The following is a 19,016-nucleotide window of genomic DNA, read 5'->3' on the forward strand; positions in this document are numbered from 1 at the left end:
CATTCTCGACCCGAAGTGGTTTTGCCTGCGTCTGCGGACGCAGGTTTTTTTTTATCCGGAGCCAGCATGATATTGCATGGGAGGCGCGGGCGTGAGCATGGGCAACTGAGGGGCGATTCCGGGGGCAAGGATGGCCAAATGGCATGCTCGCGTGCTACATTCCTGCAGCGCCTGGCGCGGTGGGCTATCCGCCCGCAGCTATCTGCCCGGTCTTTTTTGACATGCCCCATAAGGACAATCCGTGAATCGCTATCTCTTGAGCAGTCTGACCCTGACCCTGTTGGCTGCGTTTGCCCATGCCGCCGAACCCGTATCCGCCGCTGCCGCCCCGACCGTAGCTCCCAGCGTCGCACCTGCCGCCGCTGGCGTCGTTTCCGGCATCGACGTGCAGTACATCGACCCTGCCGTGCGCGTGCAGGACGACTTTTTCACCCATTTGAATGGCAAGTGGCTGGCCACGGCCGAGATTCCTGCCGACAAGTCGAGCTGGGGTTCGTTCGCCAAGCTGCGCGATGACACGACGCCGCAATTGCGCGGCATTATCGAAGCGACGCAACAGGACAAGCACAAGAAGGCCGGTTCCGAAGCACAGAAAATCGGCGACCTGTACGCCAGCTACATGGATGAAGCCAAACTCGATGCGCTGGGCACGAAGCCGCTGGCCGGCGAATTGAACCGCATTCGCTCGCTGCGCGACAAGAAGGGCGTGCCCGCCCTGATCGCCCACCTGAGCCAGGCGCGCGTGTCGACCCCGTACGCCGTGTATGTGGGCCAGGATGCCCGCGCCTCCACCAAATACGCCGTGTATGTGAGCCAAAGCGGCCTGGGCATGCCTGACCGCGATTACTACCTGGAAGCCAAGCAGGCTGGCGTGAAAGAAAAATACCAGGCGCACGTGGAAAAAATGCTGGCCATGGCCGGCGACAAGAATGCCGCCGCCCGCGCCAAGGCTGTCGTTGCGCTGGAAACGGCCCTGGCCGAAGTGCAATGGACCAAGGTTGAGAACCGCGACCCCGTGAAACGCTACAACAAGACCGACATCAACAAGCTCAACGACCTGACCCCCGGCTACGACCTGAAGTCCAGCCTGGCTGCCTTGGGCATCGCCAACAAGGTCGATTACGTCATCGTCAACCAGCCCAGCTACCTGGCCGGCTACAACAAGGTACTGGCCGCAAGCGACCTGGACACCGTGAAAGCCTACTTCGAATGGCAGTTGCTGAACAGCTATGCCAGCTATCTGTCGAAAAACTTCGTCGACGAGAACTTTGCCTTCTATGGCACGGTACTCAGTGGCGTGACGCAGAACCAGCCGCGCTGGAAGCGTGGCGTGGGCGCCGTCGAAGGCGTGCTGGGCGAAGCCGTCGGCAAACTGTACGTGGCGCAATATTTCCCGGCAGAGCGCAAGGCGCACATGCAGGAACTGGTGAAAAACGTGCTGGCCGCCTACAAGGACAGCATCGACACGCTGGACTGGATGAGCCCGGAGACCAAGAAAGAAGCGCAAGCCAAGCTGGCCAAGTTCACGCCGAAGATCGCGTATCCGAACAAATGGCGCGATTACACGAAGCTGCAAATCGTTCAGGGCGACCTGGTGGGCAACATCATGCGCGCGGCCAATTTCGCTTCGGCGCGCCAGGTGGCCAAGCTGGGCAAACCGATCGACCGCGAAGAGTGGGGCATGACGCCGCAGACGGTGAACGCCTATTACAGCTCGACGATGAATGAAATCGTCTTCCCCGCATCCATCCTGCAACCGCCGTTCTTCGACGCCAATGCGGACGACGCCGTCAACTATGGCGCCATCGGCGCCGTCATCGGCCATGAAATCAGCCACGGCTTCGACGACAAGGGCAGCCAGTCCGATGGCGATGGCAACCTGCGCGACTGGTGGACCCCGGCCGACCGCAAGAACTTCGCGGCCAAGGCCGATGCGCTGACCAAGCAGTACGATGGCTACAGCCCATTGCCGGGCTACAACGTCAACGGCGCCCTGACCCTGGGCGAGAACATCGCCGACAACTCGGGCGTGGCGATCGCCTATAAAGCCTACAAGATTTCGCTGGGCGGCAAGCCGGCGCCCGTGCTCGATGGCTTGACGGGCGACCAGCGCTTCTACATGGGCTTTGGCCAGGTGTGGCGCAGCAAGATGCGCGAAGCGCAGCAGATCGTGCAGATCAAGACTGACCCGCATTCGCCGGGCCAGTACCGCGCGAATGGCACCATGGTCAACCAGCCAGGTTTTTATGAAGCGTTTGGCGTGAAACCGGGTGACAAGATGTACGTGGCTCCGGAAAACCGCGTGATCATCTGGTAAGCGGCTGCGCGTCATAGCGGAAAACGTATTACTGTAGCAACAAGAAAGACCACCTCGCGTGGTCTTTTTTGCATTCCTGCCAAAGTTTTTTCTGTCGTTTCGGCCGGTATGCTACAGTCAAAAACCGGGCCAGAAGCCCTGGGCCTTCTGACCCTTATATTTCACACAATACAATATAGAGGACAACCGTGAATCGTTATTTGTTAAGTGCATTGACCCTGAGTTTGCTGGCCGGCGTGTCCGGCATGGCTGGTGCCGCTGATACGGCCAAGAAAGCCGCTGCGGCTCCCGCCACGGCCGTCGCCGCTGCCGCGCTGACGTCCGGCATCGCCGTCGAATACGTCGACCCTGCCGTGCGCGCGCAGGACGACCTGTTCCAGCACCTGAACGGCAAATGGCTGGCGGAAACCGTCATTCCTGCCGACAAGTCGAGCTGGGGCAGCTTTGCCAAGCTGGCCGACGATACGCAAACGCAGCTGCGCGGCATCGTCGAAGGCGCCGCCGCCGACAAGGCCCGCGCGGCCGGCTCGAATGCCCAGAAAATCGGTGATTTCTATAATAGCTTCATGGATGAAGCCAAGCTGGAAAGCCTGGGCCTGACGCCCTTGAACGCCGAGCTGGCGAAGATCGCCGCGCTGCAGGACAAGGCGGAGTTGCCGGCCGTCATCGCCCACTTCAGCAAGCTGGGCGTGACTTCGCCTTACGACTTCGGCATCCACCAGGACGCCAAGGATTCCACCAAATACGTGGCCGACATCGTGCAAAGCGGCCTGGGCCTGCCTGACCGCGACTACTACTTGGAAGCGGGCAAGGCCGATACGCGCGCCAAATACCTGGCCCACGTGGAAAAAATGCTGAGCCTGGCCGGCGATGCGAATGCTGCTGCCAACGCCAAGGCTATCCTCGCGCTGGAAACGGATCTGGCCAAGGCGCAATGGAGCAATGTGCAGAACCGCGATCCCGTCAAGACCTACAACAAGGTCGAGCTGGCGAAACTGGCGGAAGTGGCGCCAGGCTACGACTGGGCCCGCTACCTGAAGGACACGGGCATCGCCGGCAAGGTCAATTACGTGATCGTCAGCCAGCCCAGCTACCTGAAAGGCTTTGCCGAGATCGCCAACAAGACACCGCTGGCGACATGGAAAGCGTACTTCCAGTGGCACTTGCTGCACGCCAACGCCGGCTACCTGCCGAAAGCGTATGTCGATGAAAACTTTGCGTTTTATGGCACCACCCTGACGGGCGTGACGGAAATGCGTCCGCGCTGGAAGCGTGGCGTGGGCGCCGTCGAAGGCGCGCTGGGCGAAGCCGTGGGCCAGCTGTACGTGGAGCAATATTTCCCCGCCGAGCGCAAGGTACGCATGGAAGCGCTGGTGAAAAACCTGATGACGGCCTACAAGCAAAGCATCGACAAGCTCGACTGGATGAGTCCTGTCACCAAGAAACAGGCGCAAATCAAACTGGCCAAGTTCACCACCAAGATCGGCTATCCGAACAAATGGCGCGATTACTCGGGCCTGACGGTGGCGCCGGACGACTTGATCGGCAACATCCAGCGTTCGCACTTGCTCAATTACAACCGCGAATTGAACAAGCTGGGCCAGCCCATCGACCGCGACGAGTGGGGCATGACGCCGCAGACCGTGAACGCCTATTACAACCCGGAACTGAACGAAATCGTCTTCCCGGCCGCCATCCTGCAAGCGCCGTTCTTCGACGCCAACGCGGACGACGCCGTCAACTATGGCGCCATCGGCGGCGTGATCGGTCATGAAATCAGCCATGGCTTTGACGACCAGGGTGCCCAGTACGACGGCGACGGCAACCTGCGCGACTGGTGGACCAAGGCTGACCATAAAAACTTCGCCAAGAAAACCAAGCAACTGGTGGCGCAGTACAACAGCTTCAGCCCGGTGAAAGGCCACTTCGTCAACGGCGAGCTGACCCTGGGCGAGAACATCGCCGACAATTCCGGCGTGGCGATCGCGTACAAAGCGTATAAATTGTCGCTCAATGGCAAGAAAGCCCCCGTCATCGACGGTTTCACGGGCGAACAGCGTTTCTATGCGGGCTTTGCCCAAGTCTGGCGCATGAAGATGCGTGAAGCGCAGCAACTGGTCTTGCTGAAAACGGACCCGCACTCGCCAGGCCAGTTCCGCGCCAACGGCACCATGCGCAACCAGCCCGGCTTCTATCAAGCCTTCGACGTGAAACCGGGCGACAAGATGTATCTGCCACCGAAAGACCGCGTCATCATGTGGTAAGACGCTTGTCCCAGGCATTAGTTGCCAGCCGCCCCGCGCAAGCCGGGCGGCTTTTTTACGCCGTGTGATCTGGCGCAAACTGCTGGCGAAAAAAAAACCGCCCATCCGGGCGGTTCCTGGTTCAGCGCGCTGGCTGAATTACTTGGCAGGCTCGGCTGCCGGAGCGGTGCCGTCGGCGGCAGCGGCCGGTGCCGGCACTTCCGGTTCCTTGAACTTGCCGCCCGACGCGTTGGCGATGTAGACGACGGCGCGCGCCACTTCCACATCGTCGAGGTCAGGATTGCCGCCCTTGGCCGGCATCGCGCGCAAGCCTTCGATGGCGTGTTTCAGGACCGTATCGTAACCCTGCGCCAGGCGTGCCGACCAGCTGCCCGCATCGCCAAATTTCGGTGCACCGGCCACGCCGGCGCCATGGCAAGCCACGCAGGTGGCCGTGTAGACGGCTTCGCCGCTTTGCAGCACCTTCGGACCACTGGCATCCTTGAAGGTAAAGCCGGCGTTGGCCACCGGGCTCAGGCGCTCGGCAATGGCTTCCGGCGCCTGGCTGTCCGTACCGGCACCCGTCAGTTTTTGCGCCGTGACGAACTGCACCAGCAGGATGATGCCGATGACGGTGACGAGGAAGAAGCCAGCTACGGCGGCAAGCAATTGTTTAGGCGTTTTGATCGCTGATTGTTGTTCGTTATGTGCGTCGCTCATGATGTCCTTAGTCCAGATTTGAAACTGATGGCCGTGTAAGGTAGCATTTTTACATGCTTGTATGTAAACCTTTATGAAACCCACAATTATAGGCACAAAAATTGAGCAGTGACATGCAATTGCCAGCGATACGACAGTTTCCGTAGACGTAGGTAAAGAAAAACGGTATCCTTCGCATCACTTCAGAAATTCCCCCCTACGCGGCTGTAGCTCAGTGGATAGAGTATTGGCCTCCGAAGCCAAGGGTCGTGGGTTCGATCCCCGCCAGCCGCACCAAATTTTCTAATAAAATCAATGATTTAAATGAATTTTATTGGATGCTAATACCTCGGACTCGCCATTGGGAAAAACTTTGGGGAATTTTCCCTAAGAATCCCCTGATTTTGCGATCTCGATATTGGCCAATTTTTCCTGTACGTGACTCCTACCACTACGGAGTTCTGTCATGGCAAAAGATCAAAACGGTCGTCTTGATAAGCAAATCTACTAGTGACGTCCTCAGCATGCTGGAGGTGATAAATTCGTCGCGATGGGATCAAGATAGACCTTGCCTTCCGGCAGAGGCAGCGTCCGTTTAGCATCAGGACCCGGCCGACGGCTCCACGGCATAATCCATTCTCGCAGCACCTCAATTCCGCCTCCGAGATGGTCTGCTCGCCGGACACCGTGCGCAAAAATAAGTAACCCCCTCCATAACCGGCGCTCTGCGGTGTTGCCCACGGCTAGCAGTGCTCGCACTGCGTGCCTTGCATGGCATCCGGCTCTGTTCTTCATAAATTCACAATAATTTCCTGAGGATTACTTAGGATGACGTGTTTCGTTTTTGGTTGTGCACTGATTGTGTGGAATGCGCTGTAATGAATGGGACCGGGGATGCACGAGCTGGAATGGTTTTTTCCTGACTCGGCGAGTTTTGGCAACGTGCGCTATGTTTGCGGCGCTGATCGTTTTCGCCTGCGGCTGGCATCCAGCCAGGGAGGACGCTGTCGCGTCCTCGCCGGCTTCTGGATGGCAGCGCGGAGTCCATCGATAGTATCGGTGACGTGCAAATAACGGGTTGCCATGAGCCAGTGGATGGCTTGATGATGGTGCGGTTCGTCGAGGCCGCAACGTCCAGCTATCGTCCTATTATTTGCAGTGTCAGGCGGCCAAGTCGGGGGCGGGGATGTCAGCCCTGCTGCTGATCCGTTCGCTGCTTATGCGGAGGCTATTCCATGCGATTGATTGCCTTGCCTATCCAGAAATAAATTACTACAGAAACAGAACTTGTGCATTATCTGGAATGTCAATGCGGAGGTTGTCGTCATACTTCGCATCGCTAGCAAACGACTGACAATAGACCTGATGTCCACTATCGTCAGTATTTTTTTCACTGGTTACCAACGCAGTGACGACGACATCTCCATTCATCAACTTGACTGGTGCACCAGCTTCACTACTGCACACGCCGACGGAATTAACCTTCATCGCGAAAGGTTTCTGATACCAAGGCGTGAATTTGTCAATCGCATTCGTGGCATCAATTATCGATTGGCGAACTTTTCCGATAGTCCAGGCATTATTGGCGATTGCGGGCAACACGGTGATGCGGACATTCAGCTCACCTTTTTGTTTGTTAATCGAATAGCTTCCATTTTGTTCAGCCACTTCATCGTTGACAGGAACTACAAAAATACCCTTGGTCACTTTGATCGGAGTCGAACTTTGTTCACCGTCGAGCCACAGCTGAATATCGTTTATTTGCACGCCTGGCTTGGCCGGAGTGAACATCAGGCCCATAGCTACTCGCCCTGACGTAGCAATTTGCACTTTTTTCGCCAAAGCATATGATTCTTTATATGATACAAATCGTACGCGGATGCTTTTGACTTCCACGGTCTGTACTGATTCAGTTTCTTGTGCATAGACAACACTATTGCCTAAAAGAAGAGCCGAGAAGGCATAGCCAATAAATAACTTACGCATAGTTTCAATATCATTTCATAAAGTGAAGAGAAAATTTTAAGTAATCCTCGGGAAATCAGTGTGAATTTATGACGAACAGAACCGGATGTTGTGCAAGGCGTTCGCTGCGATGCAGTGCGAGCACTGCTAGCAGTGAGCAACGCCGCAGAGCGCCGGTTATGGAAGTCAGAAATCACAATAATTTATTGGGGGGTTACTTAGCATCAGGAAGTATGATCGCTGGTTCTAGCGCCCAACAAATTTTTAAATAATGAGTAACTGAACATTAATACCGACATCATGGCAAATACACAAAATATAAAGAGTACAATGCTTCGTACGGGGGAACTGGCCATCATACTGGTACTCAGCATATATTGGGAAAAAATAGCTCGTAAGGCTGATGGCACTGTATTGATAAACAAGATCATGAGTGCCAGTCCATAGATTATTTCTAGAGGGTCCTTTGTATTTAATAGACGCGGCCGAAATTTTCGGCCAATCAGATCGACCAGTACCCAATAACCGTCATAAAATGGAAGCGGTAGAAGATTGAATAATGCGAGGAAAATTCCTAAACATGCGCCAGCCTGAATACCTGAGATATTGGTACTCGCCAAGATAAAAAACGAAATCAGGAGTTGAAATATGGCTCCGGCAAGAGAAATGCAAATTTTTCCAGTGCGGTTGGCCAAGCAATGGCTAGTGACATCCACAGTCATGGCGGGGATACCCCAGATTAATCGAAAATGCACTCGACCGACTGTTCCGGTGTAGTAGCACGCTGCAGTTGCATGACCAAGTTCGTGAACGATAGTTGTCAGTAGCAGGGTGAATACGGCCAACGCAATTTGCGTTGCGGGTGCAGTTTGTACCAAAGCGGCAATACTGAGTACTTTAAATGCTTGGTGAGAGTGCTGGTAGAGTAACAATGACATCAAGCACATTATTATCAATCCGGCAGCAGAACCCATGTGACGCAAGGGATACGCTAGCACATAGGACAATTGACGGCGCTCTGCGCCGCGTGTGGCTTTGTGCCCGCTAAGTGCGGCTAGATCGGTTGGCGCGAGAATATTTCCATTTACCAAAGTCGAGAGCGCCTCGGGCGATAGTTCACTACTGGCGATGAAATCATGTTTTGCATAGGCCTGCGTGAGCTTTGTCAAATCCATTGCCGGTAAGCCGCCGACCAGGAGGTGACGGTCGCCGCGCACTACCATCAGCTTACCGTTCTTGCTAGCCAACTGATCTACTTCAAAGCGAAACCACATGGCTTACCTTCCTGCCGATGACAGATTGTATGCAGTCCTTAAGCGATACGTTGGTTTCATCCGTGACAGGTAAGGACCAAGCTTTCATGTCATGTGCATGTAGCATGTATCGGCCGGTTTTCCCTTGCCAGACAATTGCGACGTCTGATGGTTGAGCCGGCTCAAAATACATATGCATTTGAAATAGGCGCTCGTATTGTTGAGGACTATTGCGAACCGCATCGGCAAACACAGCAAAGCATTTTTCTTGGTTCAGATCACCATAGTTGGTAATGATAATCGACTGCTCACCCACCATCGAGAGTATAAAATGCTTAGGCACCGCTAGGCGATCGATCATCCGAAACAACGCATCTTTGGCTTTGATCTCGCCACCGATAAATGGGAAGGAGACATTGCATTCGTGGGTCTGCCCCCAAGGAACGTCGATTTCAACAAAGACAGGGTAGCCATCAGCTAGTGCACGTTTAAGTTGACGCAGCATGCCAAAACCACCGTCGATGAACTGGATAGCTATATTGGTTTCTCGTGCGCGCTGATGCAGAATCGTTTTCAGGCTGTCACTCTCGCTGCCGATTAGTACATAAATGGTTCGATCTTTTGCCCGCCTCGCTATAGCGTGCACTACATGTGGATAAGATCCGTAGTGACATGACATGAAGAATTGTCCGCCGACATCGTCCGGTAGGCCAGCGTCGTACACTGGAAGATCGATGGAGCCGATAGATGCTAAAGAATGCAAGGAAAATGCACGTTGATAGTTGGTCCATTGCTCGGAAATATAGCGAGAATGGTCTGCTGGATAACCCATGCGTGATAAATTGGCGATAGTCGCCGCTTGACTAGTAGGAGTCATATATGAAAGGTGTAAATACGCATGCTTCTGGCACATCAAAAAATTTTGCCGGCATCAATCAGAAGCCGGCAAAATTATTAATTGATGATAAATGATATTGCTACTTCGACTTGATTAACTCGCGTCGAAATTGAAGATGCAACAAGCGACCTGATTCACCGCATTTTCGCGCTGCTCAATCTCTTCCAAGGTGATAGCGATAATTTCAATGGCTTGATCTTTTTTGATAACTACTTGTTCTGATTGATTCATTATTACTCCACTAAATTATGATTAATTTTTTAAAAAGCCACGTTTACAATGCAGCAATAAATCGTGTCGTTGGCCGATGCATTTTCACGCGCCTCGATTTCTTGCAGAGTAATTTCACCAACCGGCGCATCCGTATCATTACGGCGTGTGGTCATCGATAAAGCGATCTGAACATCTTGATTCACGAATTTCTCCAAAAAAATATTACATGTTGTGATTTTCGAGGAAGTTAAACGACGTTTCCAACCCTTGTTACGAGATTTAACTTTAACAGAAAATTGCACCTGACTATCAATTGTATATTCACGGAAATTATTTAGGTAGGTGAATCAAGAAGTTTCCACTTCTTAAGCTATTGATTTTTCATGTTTTTTGTAGAAATGAAGATGATGTTGGTAAAGTAATTATTTTTCTGAGTGATGGAAAAGCAACATTGTGACAATTCGTGGATTTTTTTTCGTGAAAGCCTGATATGTATTGTCTCGATGGCAATCGTCCCACCACCACCATCTTGAGCGAGCCGTTATGCAGAACGAGTGTACAGCGGCTACTGCCTATTGGCGCATGCTAAGTAACCCACTAAATTATTGTAATTTCTGACTTCCGTAACCGGCGCTCTGCGGCGTTGCCCACTGCTAGCAGTGGGCGCCTTGCATAGCAGCCGGTTCTGTTCGTCATCACTTCACAAGAATTTCCTGAGGATTATATTGATTCTCCATCAAGCCTTCGCGAGACGGTCTTTTTTTTCCTAGGGCATTTAATTGCGTTTGAACAGTGGCGATTCTTTTTTACAATCACGCCATAAACGTCCTGTTTGGAGCCTCCTGTATCTTTCGACTCGCAGTCATCACTCTCGTCAGCACGGGTTTCTGGCTAAGGAACCATGTTGAGCCTGAAAATCAAGAGGTAGCTGCAAGAAAGCTAACCGCTGCCCGTTTTCCTGGGCATGCAACTATTACTTCAGCAAGCCTGACAAGGTCTGTATCGCTGCTTGCCAGAGATGCCACTTTTTTGTGCGTCGCAGACCCGAAAACACCTCTGACGCCCCTGCCGTTGTCACTTTACAACCTTCAAAGTCCCTCCACCACCGATATCAAAATTGATATCAAAACAGTGGAAAAATTGATTGGAGAGATTATCGCCCAGCCCCTAAGATAAACGCCGAGCATGCGAACGACATGCAAGCGACATAAAAAATATCAATACAATATCTGGAGATTCATGATGCGCCACGCCACCGGCCCGCTCGCGGCTACTTCCCCTCGTTCATTTACTTTGAAGGCAGCCGTTGCGGCACTGGCCGGTATTGGCTTGCTGAGCACGGCTTCGGTGTGGGCGCAGGAGGCGGTGGCGGCCGAGGCCAGTGCCGAGCCGGCGGCGGAAGTGTCGGTCGTGACCGTCAGCGGCGTGCGCCGTTCGGCGCAGAATTCGCAGCAGATCAAGATGCGCTCGGACCAGGTCATCGATTCCATCGTGGCCGACGACATCGGCAAATTCCCTGACAACAACGTGGCCGAGACGCTGGCGCGCATTTCCGGCATCCAGATCCGTCGCGATTCCGGTGAGGCGAGCGCCGTCATGATCCGCGGCTTGCGCGATGTCACGACCCTGCTCAATGGCCGCGAACTGTTCACCACCACGGGCCGCTACGTCAACCTGGCCGACATTCCCGCCACCATGCTGCAGCGCGTGGACGTCTATAAATCGCAGGGCGCGGGCCAGGTTGAAGGCGGCGTGGCTGGCATCATCGACGTGCGCACGAATCGTCCGTTCGATTTCAAGGAGTTTACCGCCAGCGTGAATACGCGCGCCGTCTACAGCGACAAATCGAAAGCCACCGACCCGAACATCAGCGGCATGCTGTCGAACCGCTGGAAGACGGGCATCGGCGAAGTGGGCGCGCTGTTGGGCTTGTCGCAGCAGCAGCACCGCTACCATGAAGAGCGCGCATTCAATACGGCGCCCGTGGATAAAAGTTTCCTGTTGCCTGGCTTGACGGGGCCGGATCAGGTGGGCTTGCTGCCGATCAAGGGCGACCGCCGCCGCACGACCGCCAATGCCGTGCTGCAATGGCGCCCGAACGCCGACGTCGAGCTGTACGCGGAAGGCATGGCCACGCGCTTCCTGCTCGACGCCGAGTCCGATTACTTTGTCGGCTTGCCATGGTGGGGCACGGCCGTGTCGGCAACAAAAATTCCTGGCACCAACCAGCTGCAAACGCTCACGTCCACCAACGTCAACACCATCATGTCGACGCAGGCGAACAAGAACCAGACGAAGACGCATCAGTTTGCCGTGGGTGGCTTGTGGGATATCAATCCGGAATGGCGTTTCACGTCGGAAGTGGCCAGCACCAAAAGCAGCTATGCCTGGCGCAACCCGATTCTCGATGCCATTACCGTCGTGCCGAATGCCCGCATCAATACCAACCAGAACGGCACCTTGCACGTCGACTACACGGGCGTCGATGTGCAAGACCCGTCGAATTACTATCTGAAGGGCTTTTTCGACCGCTACGGCCGGGATCAGGGCAGCTCGAACGACGTGCGCGCCGACCTGGCCTACACGCCGAGTGCGGGCGGCATCTTCAAGGAAATCAGCGTCGGCTTGCGCGGCGTCAAACGCGAAGCCGAATCGATCAAGAGCTTCGAGGGCAATGCGGAAGCACCGGACGTGTCCGGCGCCGCGTTTCCGTTCAGTCGCCAGAGCGTGACCTCGATTCCCGGCTTGAATTGTATGTCGGAACCGATGTCCAGCGGCGGCCCCGACTATGGTTTGAAGCAGTGGTACACGCCGTGCGCCAGCTTCCTGCTCAATAACACGGGCACGATCCGCCAAGCCGTCACGGGCAGCAGCACCGCGCGCGCCATGGACCCGGGCTCCTTCTTCAAGGATACGGAAAAGACGTATTCCCTCTATACCAAGGCGAAGGTCGCCTTCAAGCTGGGTGCCTACCCCGTCGACGGCACTCTGGGCGTGCGCGTCGTGCGCACCGAGCAAAGCTTGCAAGGCAACAGTTCGCAAGATGGCGTGTACACGCCCGTCATCAGCGACACGGCCAGCACCGATGTGCTGCCCAGCGTGGCCCTGAAAATCAAGCTGCGCTCTGATCTGGTCGGCCGCTTCGCTGCGGGCCGCACCATCAGCCGCCCCGGCTTTTCCCAGCTGAACCCGGGCGTGGCTCTGGTCAACTCGACGGAAACGGTGAAGGCGACGGGCGCGGGCGGCAATCCGAACTTGAAACCGGTAACGGGCGACAATGTCGATGCCGCGCTGGAATGGTATTTCGCGCCCGCCGGTTCCGTCACGGCCACCGTGTTCCACCACAAGTTCGATGGCTATATCCAGCAACGCATTTCCAGCGAAACCATCGCCGGCAAGACCTATGACGTGGACCGCCCGTACAACACGGCCGCCGGCAAGCTGCAAGGCCTGGAAATTGGCTACCAGCAATTTTATGACGGCTTGCCGGGCCTGTTGAGCGGCCTGGGCTTGCAAGCGAATGGCACCTATATGAGCGGCAAGACCAACGACGAGACGGGCAGCCATGCCATCACGGGCGTGTCGCGCTATGCCTACAACCTGGTCGTGCTGTACGAAAAAGACGCCTGGTCGGGCCGTTTGGCCTACAACTGGCGCTCGAAATTCATCGACAGCTACAACCAGGGCGGCCCCGGCCTGGACTTGAAAGTGGCGGCCACAGCCCAGCTCGACGGTTCGCTGTCGTACAAGATCAACGAGCAGTTCACGGTGACCCTCGACGGGAATAACTTGCTCGACACCAAGTTCAAGGATTACTGGAACACTGCGGGCGTGTATCCGCGCGATACGCGCCGCTATGACCGGACAGTTGGCGTATCACTGCGCTGGAAGATGTAAGTTGATCGCATCGTAAAAAATCAAGGGCGTTGCCATGGTTTCGGCCGGCAACGCCCGTGTCAGTTGGGCAGTCACGCACGATTCATCATAAAAGAATGGACGGAAAGCATGGAGACGCAAAAATTATCCACCGTTGAAAAGGTCGGCTTCGGCGCCGGCGACATGGCGCTCAATGTCGTCATCTCGTCGATGATGCTGATCATCACCTTTTTCTATACCGATATCTATGGCTTGAAAACCACCGACCTGGCCCTGCTGTTCGTGGCCGTGAAAGTGGTGGGCGCCATCGCCGACCTCGTCATGGGGCAGATTACCGACCGCTACAGCTTTGCCTCGGGCCGCTACCGCCCGTACCTGCTGTGGCTGGCCGTGCCCTTCGGCATCAGCGTGTTTTTCGTCTTCACCACGCCGGAGTGGGGCTATGACGCCAAGCTGATCTGGGCATATTCCACGTATATCCTGATGACCATCATGACGGCCGGCGTGGGCATTCCCTATATCTCGCTGATCAGCGGCCTGACCAGCGACCCGCACGAGCGCCTGTCAGCCAATGGCTACCGCTTGTTCTTCGCCAAGATCGGCGCCTTCATGGTGACCATCGTCGTGCCGATCCTGTCGCAGCGCTGGGGCGGCGGCAACCCGGCCGTCGGCTACCAGGCGGCCATGGCCGTGATGGCGGTGATGGGCGTGGCCCTGTTCCTGTTCTGCTATTTCACCACCACCGAGCGCGTCGTCCACGTGGTGGAGAAGCAATCGCTGCTGGCGCAATTGAAAGTGCTGCTGCAGAACGACCAGTGGCTGGTGCTGTGCGGCGTGTGCGTCACGGGCACGGTCGGCTATGTCGTACGCGGCTCCGTCGCCATTTATTACGCGAAATATTACTTGGGTGGCAGCACGGAAACGGTGGCCGCTTTTCTGACCACTGGCGTGGTAGCCGCCATCCTGGCGATGATCGCCTCGACCTGGATCACCAAGTTTTATTGCAAGGTCAAATTGTTCCGCTACACGCAGATCGGTGTCGCGCTGATCAGCCTGGCGATCTATTTCTTCGTCACACCGAGCGACACCGTGCTGGCCTTCGCCCTGTATTTCCTGCTCTCCTTCGTGGTCGACTTGCATGCGCCCGTGTTCTGGTCGGCCATCGCCGAGACCATCGACTATGGCCAAGTGAAAACGGGCAAGCGCGTCTCCGGCTTCGCCTTTGGCGGCATTTCCGTCTGCCAGAAGGCGGGCATGGCGGTGGCCGGCTTTTTGGTCGGCATGCTGCTGTCGTATTTCGACTACCAGCCCAACCATGAGCAAACGCAATTCGCCCTGAACGGCATCGCCCTGATGCTGTCGGTCATCCCCGGCTTCTTCCACTTGCTGATGGGCTTGCTGATGTTCAAATACCGCATCAGCGATACGTACTACAGCGGCGTGAAGTCGGAAATGCACAAGCGCGGCTACGTGGCTGCGTAAGAATAATTGAATGGAGCAAGCAACATGGCAGACGTCTTGAAACCGCTGATCGAACAGCGCGCCGACCCGCATATCTACCGTCACAGCGACGGATACTATTACTTTACGGCTTCCGTGCCCCAGTACGACCGCATCGAACTGCGCCGCGCCGACAGCATCGCCGGCTTGGCCGGCGCGCCAACGGTCGACGTGTGGCACAAGCCGGAAACGGGGCCGTACAGCGAGCTGGTGTGGGCGCCGGAATTGCACTTCAACCAGGGCGCCTGGTATGTGTATTTTGCCGCCGCGCCGAGCCGCGAGATCAAACATAAACTGTTTCAGCACCGCATGTATGCGATCCGTAACACGAATGCGAATCCGCTCGAAGGCGAGTGGGAATTCATGGGCCAGATCGATACGGGCATCGACACCTTCTGCCTGGACGCCACCACGTTCGAGCACGATGGCGTGCTGTATTACCTGTGGGCGCAGAAAGATGTGGCCATCGAAGGCAATTCCAACCTGTACATCGCGCCGATGGCCACGCCGTGGCAGCTGGCCGGCCCGCCCGTGATGCTGAGTAGACCTGAGTTCGACTGGGAAATCCGCGGCTTCTGGGTCAACGAGGGGCCATCCGTATTGAAACGCAATGGCAAGATCTTCATCAGCTATTCGGCCAGCGCCACCGATGAAAACTACGCGATGGGCTTGCTGTGGGCCGACGAGTCCGCCGACTTGCTCGATCCGGCGGCGTGGAGCAAGTCGCCTGAGCCCGTGTTTGCCACCTGCTACGAGCACGGCATCTACGGCCCCGGCCATAACAGTTTCACGACGGCCGGCGACGGCGATGGCGTATTGCTGGTGTACCATGCCCGCACCTACACGGAAATTGTTGGCGATCCTTTGTGGAACCCGGACCGCCACACGTTTGTCAAACCGCTGCGCTGGGATGCGCAAGGCATGCCCGTGTTTGGCCGTTCATCGACCCTGTAAAACCTGGATCCGACGCCATGACCCCAGTTGATTCTGTTTCAGTGACGCAAGCGCCGTTCGGCATCCTGCCCGATGGCCAGCCCGTCAGCGTATTTACCCTGACGAACCGCCAGGGCATGCAAGTCAAAGTGCTCGACTTTGGCGCCATCATCAGCGAAATCCACGTGCCGGACCGCGACGGCCACTTTGCCGACGTGGTGCTGGGATTTGATCGCATCGAGCCGTATCTGCACAACGGCGCTTTCCTGGGCGCCGTCATCGGCCGCTACGGCAACCGCATCGCCGAAGGACGTTTCAGCCTCGACGGCAAGGATTACCAGCTGGCCGTCAACAACCCGCCCAATCACTTGCATGGCGGCAACCAAGGCTTTCACCAGGTCATGTGGCAGGCCGAGCCGTTCACCAGCGACGATGCCGTCGGCATCACGTTCACGCGCAGCAGCCCCGACGGGGAAGACGGTTATCCGGGCAAGCTCGACGTCACCGTCGTGTACGAACTGGACAATGATAATGCGCTGAGCCTGCGCTACCACGCGGTGACGGACCAGGCCACGCCGATCAACTTGACCAACCACAGCTATTTCAATCTGGCGGGGCAGGGCACTATCCTCGGCCACGAGGTGACGATCAACGCGGACCGCTACCTGCCCGTCGATGCAGGGTCGATACCCACGGGCGAACTGGCGGACGTGTCCGGCACGCCGTTCGACTTGCGCCAGAGCACCGTCATCGGCGATAACATTGATCTGCCGCATGAACAGCTGCGCATCGGCCGCGGTTACGACCATAACTTTGTGCTCAATAAACAGGCAGATCACGGGCTGAATCTGGCCGCCAGCGTGCGCGATCCGCAATCGGGCAGGGTGATGCAGGTGTACACGCAGGAGCCGGGTATCCAGTTTTATTCGGGCAATTTCCTCGACGGTAGCCAGCCCGGCAAGTTGCGCGCCAACAGTTATCGCAGCGCGCTATGCCTGGAAACCCAGCATTTCCCCGATGCGCCGAACCAGTCGCATTTCCCGAACACCATCTTGCGCCCGGGCCAGGTGTATCAGACGGAAACGGTCTATCGGTTTTCCGCAGAATAATCATCGCAGCTCCTTGGGGTCTGACCCGGCGGGGGAATATGCCCGATGGGCAGATTCCGATCCCGAAGGGATAGACCAGCCCACGCCCTGCCGCCACGCGCGCGCAGGGCGTTTTCATTGGTGCTGATGGATATCGTTTTCGATATCGGAACGCATTAAAAATTGATTGGAAAGGCATGGCAGGATTCTTTAGTATTCCAACATCGCTGCCCGGGCCGACGACATTAGATCCGGCATGGCACAACCAGGAGAATGGCATGTCTGAGACAAAAAAGAAGGTAGCCCTGCGCTCGGCCGAGTGGTTCGGCTCGCAGGACAAGAATGGCTTCATGTACCGCAGCTGGATGAAAAACCAGGGCATACCTGACCACGAATTTCATGGCAAGCCCATCATCGGCATCTGCAATACCTGGTCCGAACTGACCCCTTGCAACGCGCATTTCCGCCAGTTGGCCGAACACGTCAAGCGCGGCATCCTGGAAGCGGGCGGTTTCCCAGTTGAATTCCCCGTCTTCTCGAACGGCGAGTCGAATCTGCGCCCGACGGCCATGCTGACGCGCAACTTGGCGTCGATGGACGTGGAAGAATCGATCCGCGGCAATCCGATGGATGCCGTCGTGCTGCTGGTCGGCTGCGACAAGACGACGCCGGCGCTGCTGATGGGCGCGGCCAGCGTCGACATTCCCACCATCGTCGTCAGCGGCGGCCCCATGCTGAACGGCAAACTCAATGGCAAGGACATCGGTTCCGGCACGGCCGTATGGCAGTTGCACGAGCAGATGAAGGCCGGTTCCATCACCTTGCACCAGTTCATGTCGGCCGAATCGGGCATGTCGCGCTCGGCCGGTACCTGCAACACCATGGGCACGGCCTCGACGATGGCCAGCATGGCCGAAGCGCTGGGCACGTCCCTGCCGCACAACGCAGCCATTCCCGCCGTCGATTCGCGCCGCTACGTGCTGGCGCACATGTCGGGCATCCGCATCGTCGAAATGGTGCACGAAGACCTGCGCCTGTCGAAAGTGCTGACGCGCGAAGCGTTTGAAAACGCCATCAAGGTCAACGCCGCCATCGGCGGTTCGACCAACGCCGTGATCCACCTGAAAGCGATTGCTGGCCGCATCGGCGTGCCCCTGGAATTGGAAGACTGGACCAAGGTAGGCCGCGGCACGCCGACCATCGTCGACTTGCTGCCGTCGGGCCGTTTCCTGATGGAAGAGTTTTACTATGCGGGCGGCTTGCCGGCCGTGATACGCCGCTTGGGCGAGGGCGATCTGCTGCCGCACAAGAATGCGCTGACCGTCAACGGCAAGTCGCTGTGGGACAACTGCGTCGAAGCGCCGATCTACAACGACGAGGTGGTGCGTACCCTGGACAATCCCTTGCTGGCCGATGGCGGTATCTGCGTGCTGCGCGGCAACCTGGCGCCACGCGGTGCCGTGCTGAAACCGTCGGCCGCCTCGCCGCATCTGATGCAGCACCGCGGCAAGGCCGTCGTGTTCGAGGACTTTGAACATTACAAGGCCCGCATCGTTGATCCGGACCTCGATGTCGACGCGAACTCCGTGCTGGTCATGAAGAACTGCGGTCCGAAAGGCTATCCCGGCATGGCGGAAGTGGGCAACATGGGCTTGCCGCCGAAACTGCTGGCGCAAGGCATCACGGACATGGTGCGCATCTCGGATGCGCGCATGAGCGGCACCGCCTACGGCACGGTCGTGCTGCACGTGGCACCGGAAGCGATGGCCGGCGGCCCGCTGGGCATCGTCAAGGATGGCGACATGATCGCCCTCGATTGCCACGCCGGCAGCCTGAACATCGACATCAGCGACGCGGAAATCGCCGAACGCCTGGCAGCTCGCGAACTGGGCAGCGCGCCCGGGCCGAAGAGCGGCTACCAGCAGCTGTACATCGAACACGTGTTGCAGGCCGACGAAGGCTGCGATTTCGACTTCCTGGTCGGCAATCGCGGTTCCGCCGTGCCGCGCCACTCACATTAAGCGGAGAATC

Annotated in this window: 13 protein-coding genes and 1 tRNA gene; 8 read left to right on the forward strand and 6 right to left on the reverse strand. The window is 56.7% G+C overall.

Annotation, left to right across the window (positions count from 1 at the left end; genetic code table 11):
* Nucleotides 1-241: 241 nt before the first annotated feature.
* Together CLU91_RS17345 and CLU91_RS17350 are read left to right on the forward strand one after the other, a co-directional pair.
* On the forward strand, nucleotides 242-2,317 hold the full coding sequence (locus CLU91_RS17345; RefSeq protein WP_100875155.1) for a M13 family metallopeptidase: 2,076 nt from the start codon (nucleotides 242-244) through the stop codon (nucleotides 2,315-2,317).
* A 188-nt stretch (nucleotides 2,318-2,505) separates the two neighbouring features.
* Nucleotides 2,506-4,581 (forward strand): M13 family metallopeptidase, encoded by a 2,076-nt coding sequence (locus tag CLU91_RS17350; protein ID WP_100875156.1) that lies wholly within the window; start codon nucleotides 2,506-2,508, stop codon nucleotides 4,579-4,581.
* 138 nt (nucleotides 4,582-4,719) lie between these two features.
* On the opposite strand, the gene CLU91_RS17355 is transcribed toward CLU91_RS17350, so the two are convergent.
* Complete coding sequence (locus tag CLU91_RS17355) at nucleotides 4,720-5,280, reverse strand: c-type cytochrome (RefSeq protein ID WP_100875157.1); 561 nt, start codon at nucleotides 5,278-5,280, stop codon at nucleotides 4,720-4,722.
* Between the two features lie 200 nt (nucleotides 5,281-5,480).
* Here CLU91_RS17355 and CLU91_RS17360 point away from each other — a divergent pair.
* Nucleotides 5,481-5,556, forward strand: a tRNA-Arg gene (locus CLU91_RS17360).
* Between the two features lie 975 nt (nucleotides 5,557-6,531).
* Here CLU91_RS17360 and CLU91_RS17365 read toward each other — a convergent pair.
* The 5 genes from CLU91_RS17365 to CLU91_RS27925 form a co-directional block, all read right to left on the reverse strand.
* Nucleotides 6,532-7,245, reverse strand: coding sequence for a hypothetical protein (locus tag CLU91_RS17365; RefSeq protein ID WP_157814719.1), 714 nt, complete (start codon nucleotides 7,243-7,245; stop codon nucleotides 6,532-6,534).
* Between the two features lie 203 nt (nucleotides 7,246-7,448).
* Nucleotides 7,449-8,498 carry a M50 family metallopeptidase gene (locus CLU91_RS17370; RefSeq protein WP_100875159.1) on the reverse strand — a complete coding sequence of 350 codons (1,050 nt, stop codon included), beginning with the start codon at nucleotides 8,496-8,498 and terminating at the stop codon, nucleotides 7,449-7,451.
* Entirely contained in the window at nucleotides 8,482-9,390 is a 909-nt protein-coding gene (locus tag CLU91_RS17375) for a hypothetical protein (RefSeq protein WP_157814720.1), read from the reverse strand. Before CLU91_RS17375 ends, CLU91_RS17370 begins: the two co-directional genes overlap by 17 nt.
* 78 nt (nucleotides 9,391-9,468) lie before the next feature.
* Nucleotides 9,469-9,606: a hypothetical protein gene (locus CLU91_RS27920; protein ID WP_157814721.1), complete on the reverse strand. Its 138-nt coding sequence runs from the start codon at nucleotides 9,604-9,606 to the stop codon at nucleotides 9,469-9,471.
* Nucleotides 9,607-9,635: 29 nt separating this feature from the next.
* Nucleotides 9,636-9,791: a hypothetical protein gene (locus CLU91_RS27925; RefSeq protein WP_157814722.1), complete on the reverse strand. Its 156-nt coding sequence runs from the start codon at nucleotides 9,789-9,791 to the stop codon at nucleotides 9,636-9,638.
* Between the two features lie 1,036 nt (nucleotides 9,792-10,827).
* On the opposite strand from CLU91_RS27925, the gene CLU91_RS17380 reads away from it, so the two are divergent.
* The 5 genes from CLU91_RS17380 to CLU91_RS17400 all read left to right on the forward strand — a co-directional run bounded on the left by CLU91_RS17380 (nucleotide 10,828) and on the right by CLU91_RS17400 (nucleotide 19,006).
* Nucleotides 10,828-13,485, forward strand: a complete 2,658-nt coding sequence (locus tag CLU91_RS17380; protein ID WP_100875161.1) for a TonB-dependent receptor — start codon at nucleotides 10,828-10,830, stop codon at nucleotides 13,483-13,485.
* Nucleotides 13,486-13,593: 108 nt separating this feature from the next.
* The gene (locus CLU91_RS17385; protein ID WP_099401175.1) at nucleotides 13,594-14,946 is read left to right on the forward strand and encodes an MFS transporter; all 1,353 of its coding nucleotides are present in this window, start codon (nucleotides 13,594-13,596) and stop codon (nucleotides 14,944-14,946) included.
* A gap of 24 nt (nucleotides 14,947-14,970) precedes the next feature.
* On the forward strand, nucleotides 14,971-15,918 hold the full coding sequence (locus CLU91_RS17390; protein WP_100875162.1) for a glycoside hydrolase family 43 protein: 948 nt from the start codon (nucleotides 14,971-14,973) through the stop codon (nucleotides 15,916-15,918).
* A gap of 17 nt (nucleotides 15,919-15,935) precedes the next feature.
* Nucleotides 15,936-17,006, forward strand: a complete 1,071-nt coding sequence (locus CLU91_RS17395; RefSeq protein ID WP_100875163.1) for an aldose epimerase family protein — start codon at nucleotides 15,936-15,938, stop codon at nucleotides 17,004-17,006.
* Between the two features lie 257 nt (nucleotides 17,007-17,263).
* A complete protein-coding gene (locus CLU91_RS17400) occupies nucleotides 17,264-19,006 on the forward strand; it encodes an IlvD/Edd family dehydratase (protein WP_100875164.1) in 1,743 nt (580 codons plus the stop codon).
* Nucleotides 19,007-19,016: the final 10 nt, after the last annotated feature.

The sequence above is a fragment of the Janthinobacterium sp. 64 genome, assembly GCF_002813325.1.
Lineage (GTDB): Bacteria > Pseudomonadota > Gammaproteobacteria > Burkholderiales > Burkholderiaceae_D > Janthinobacterium.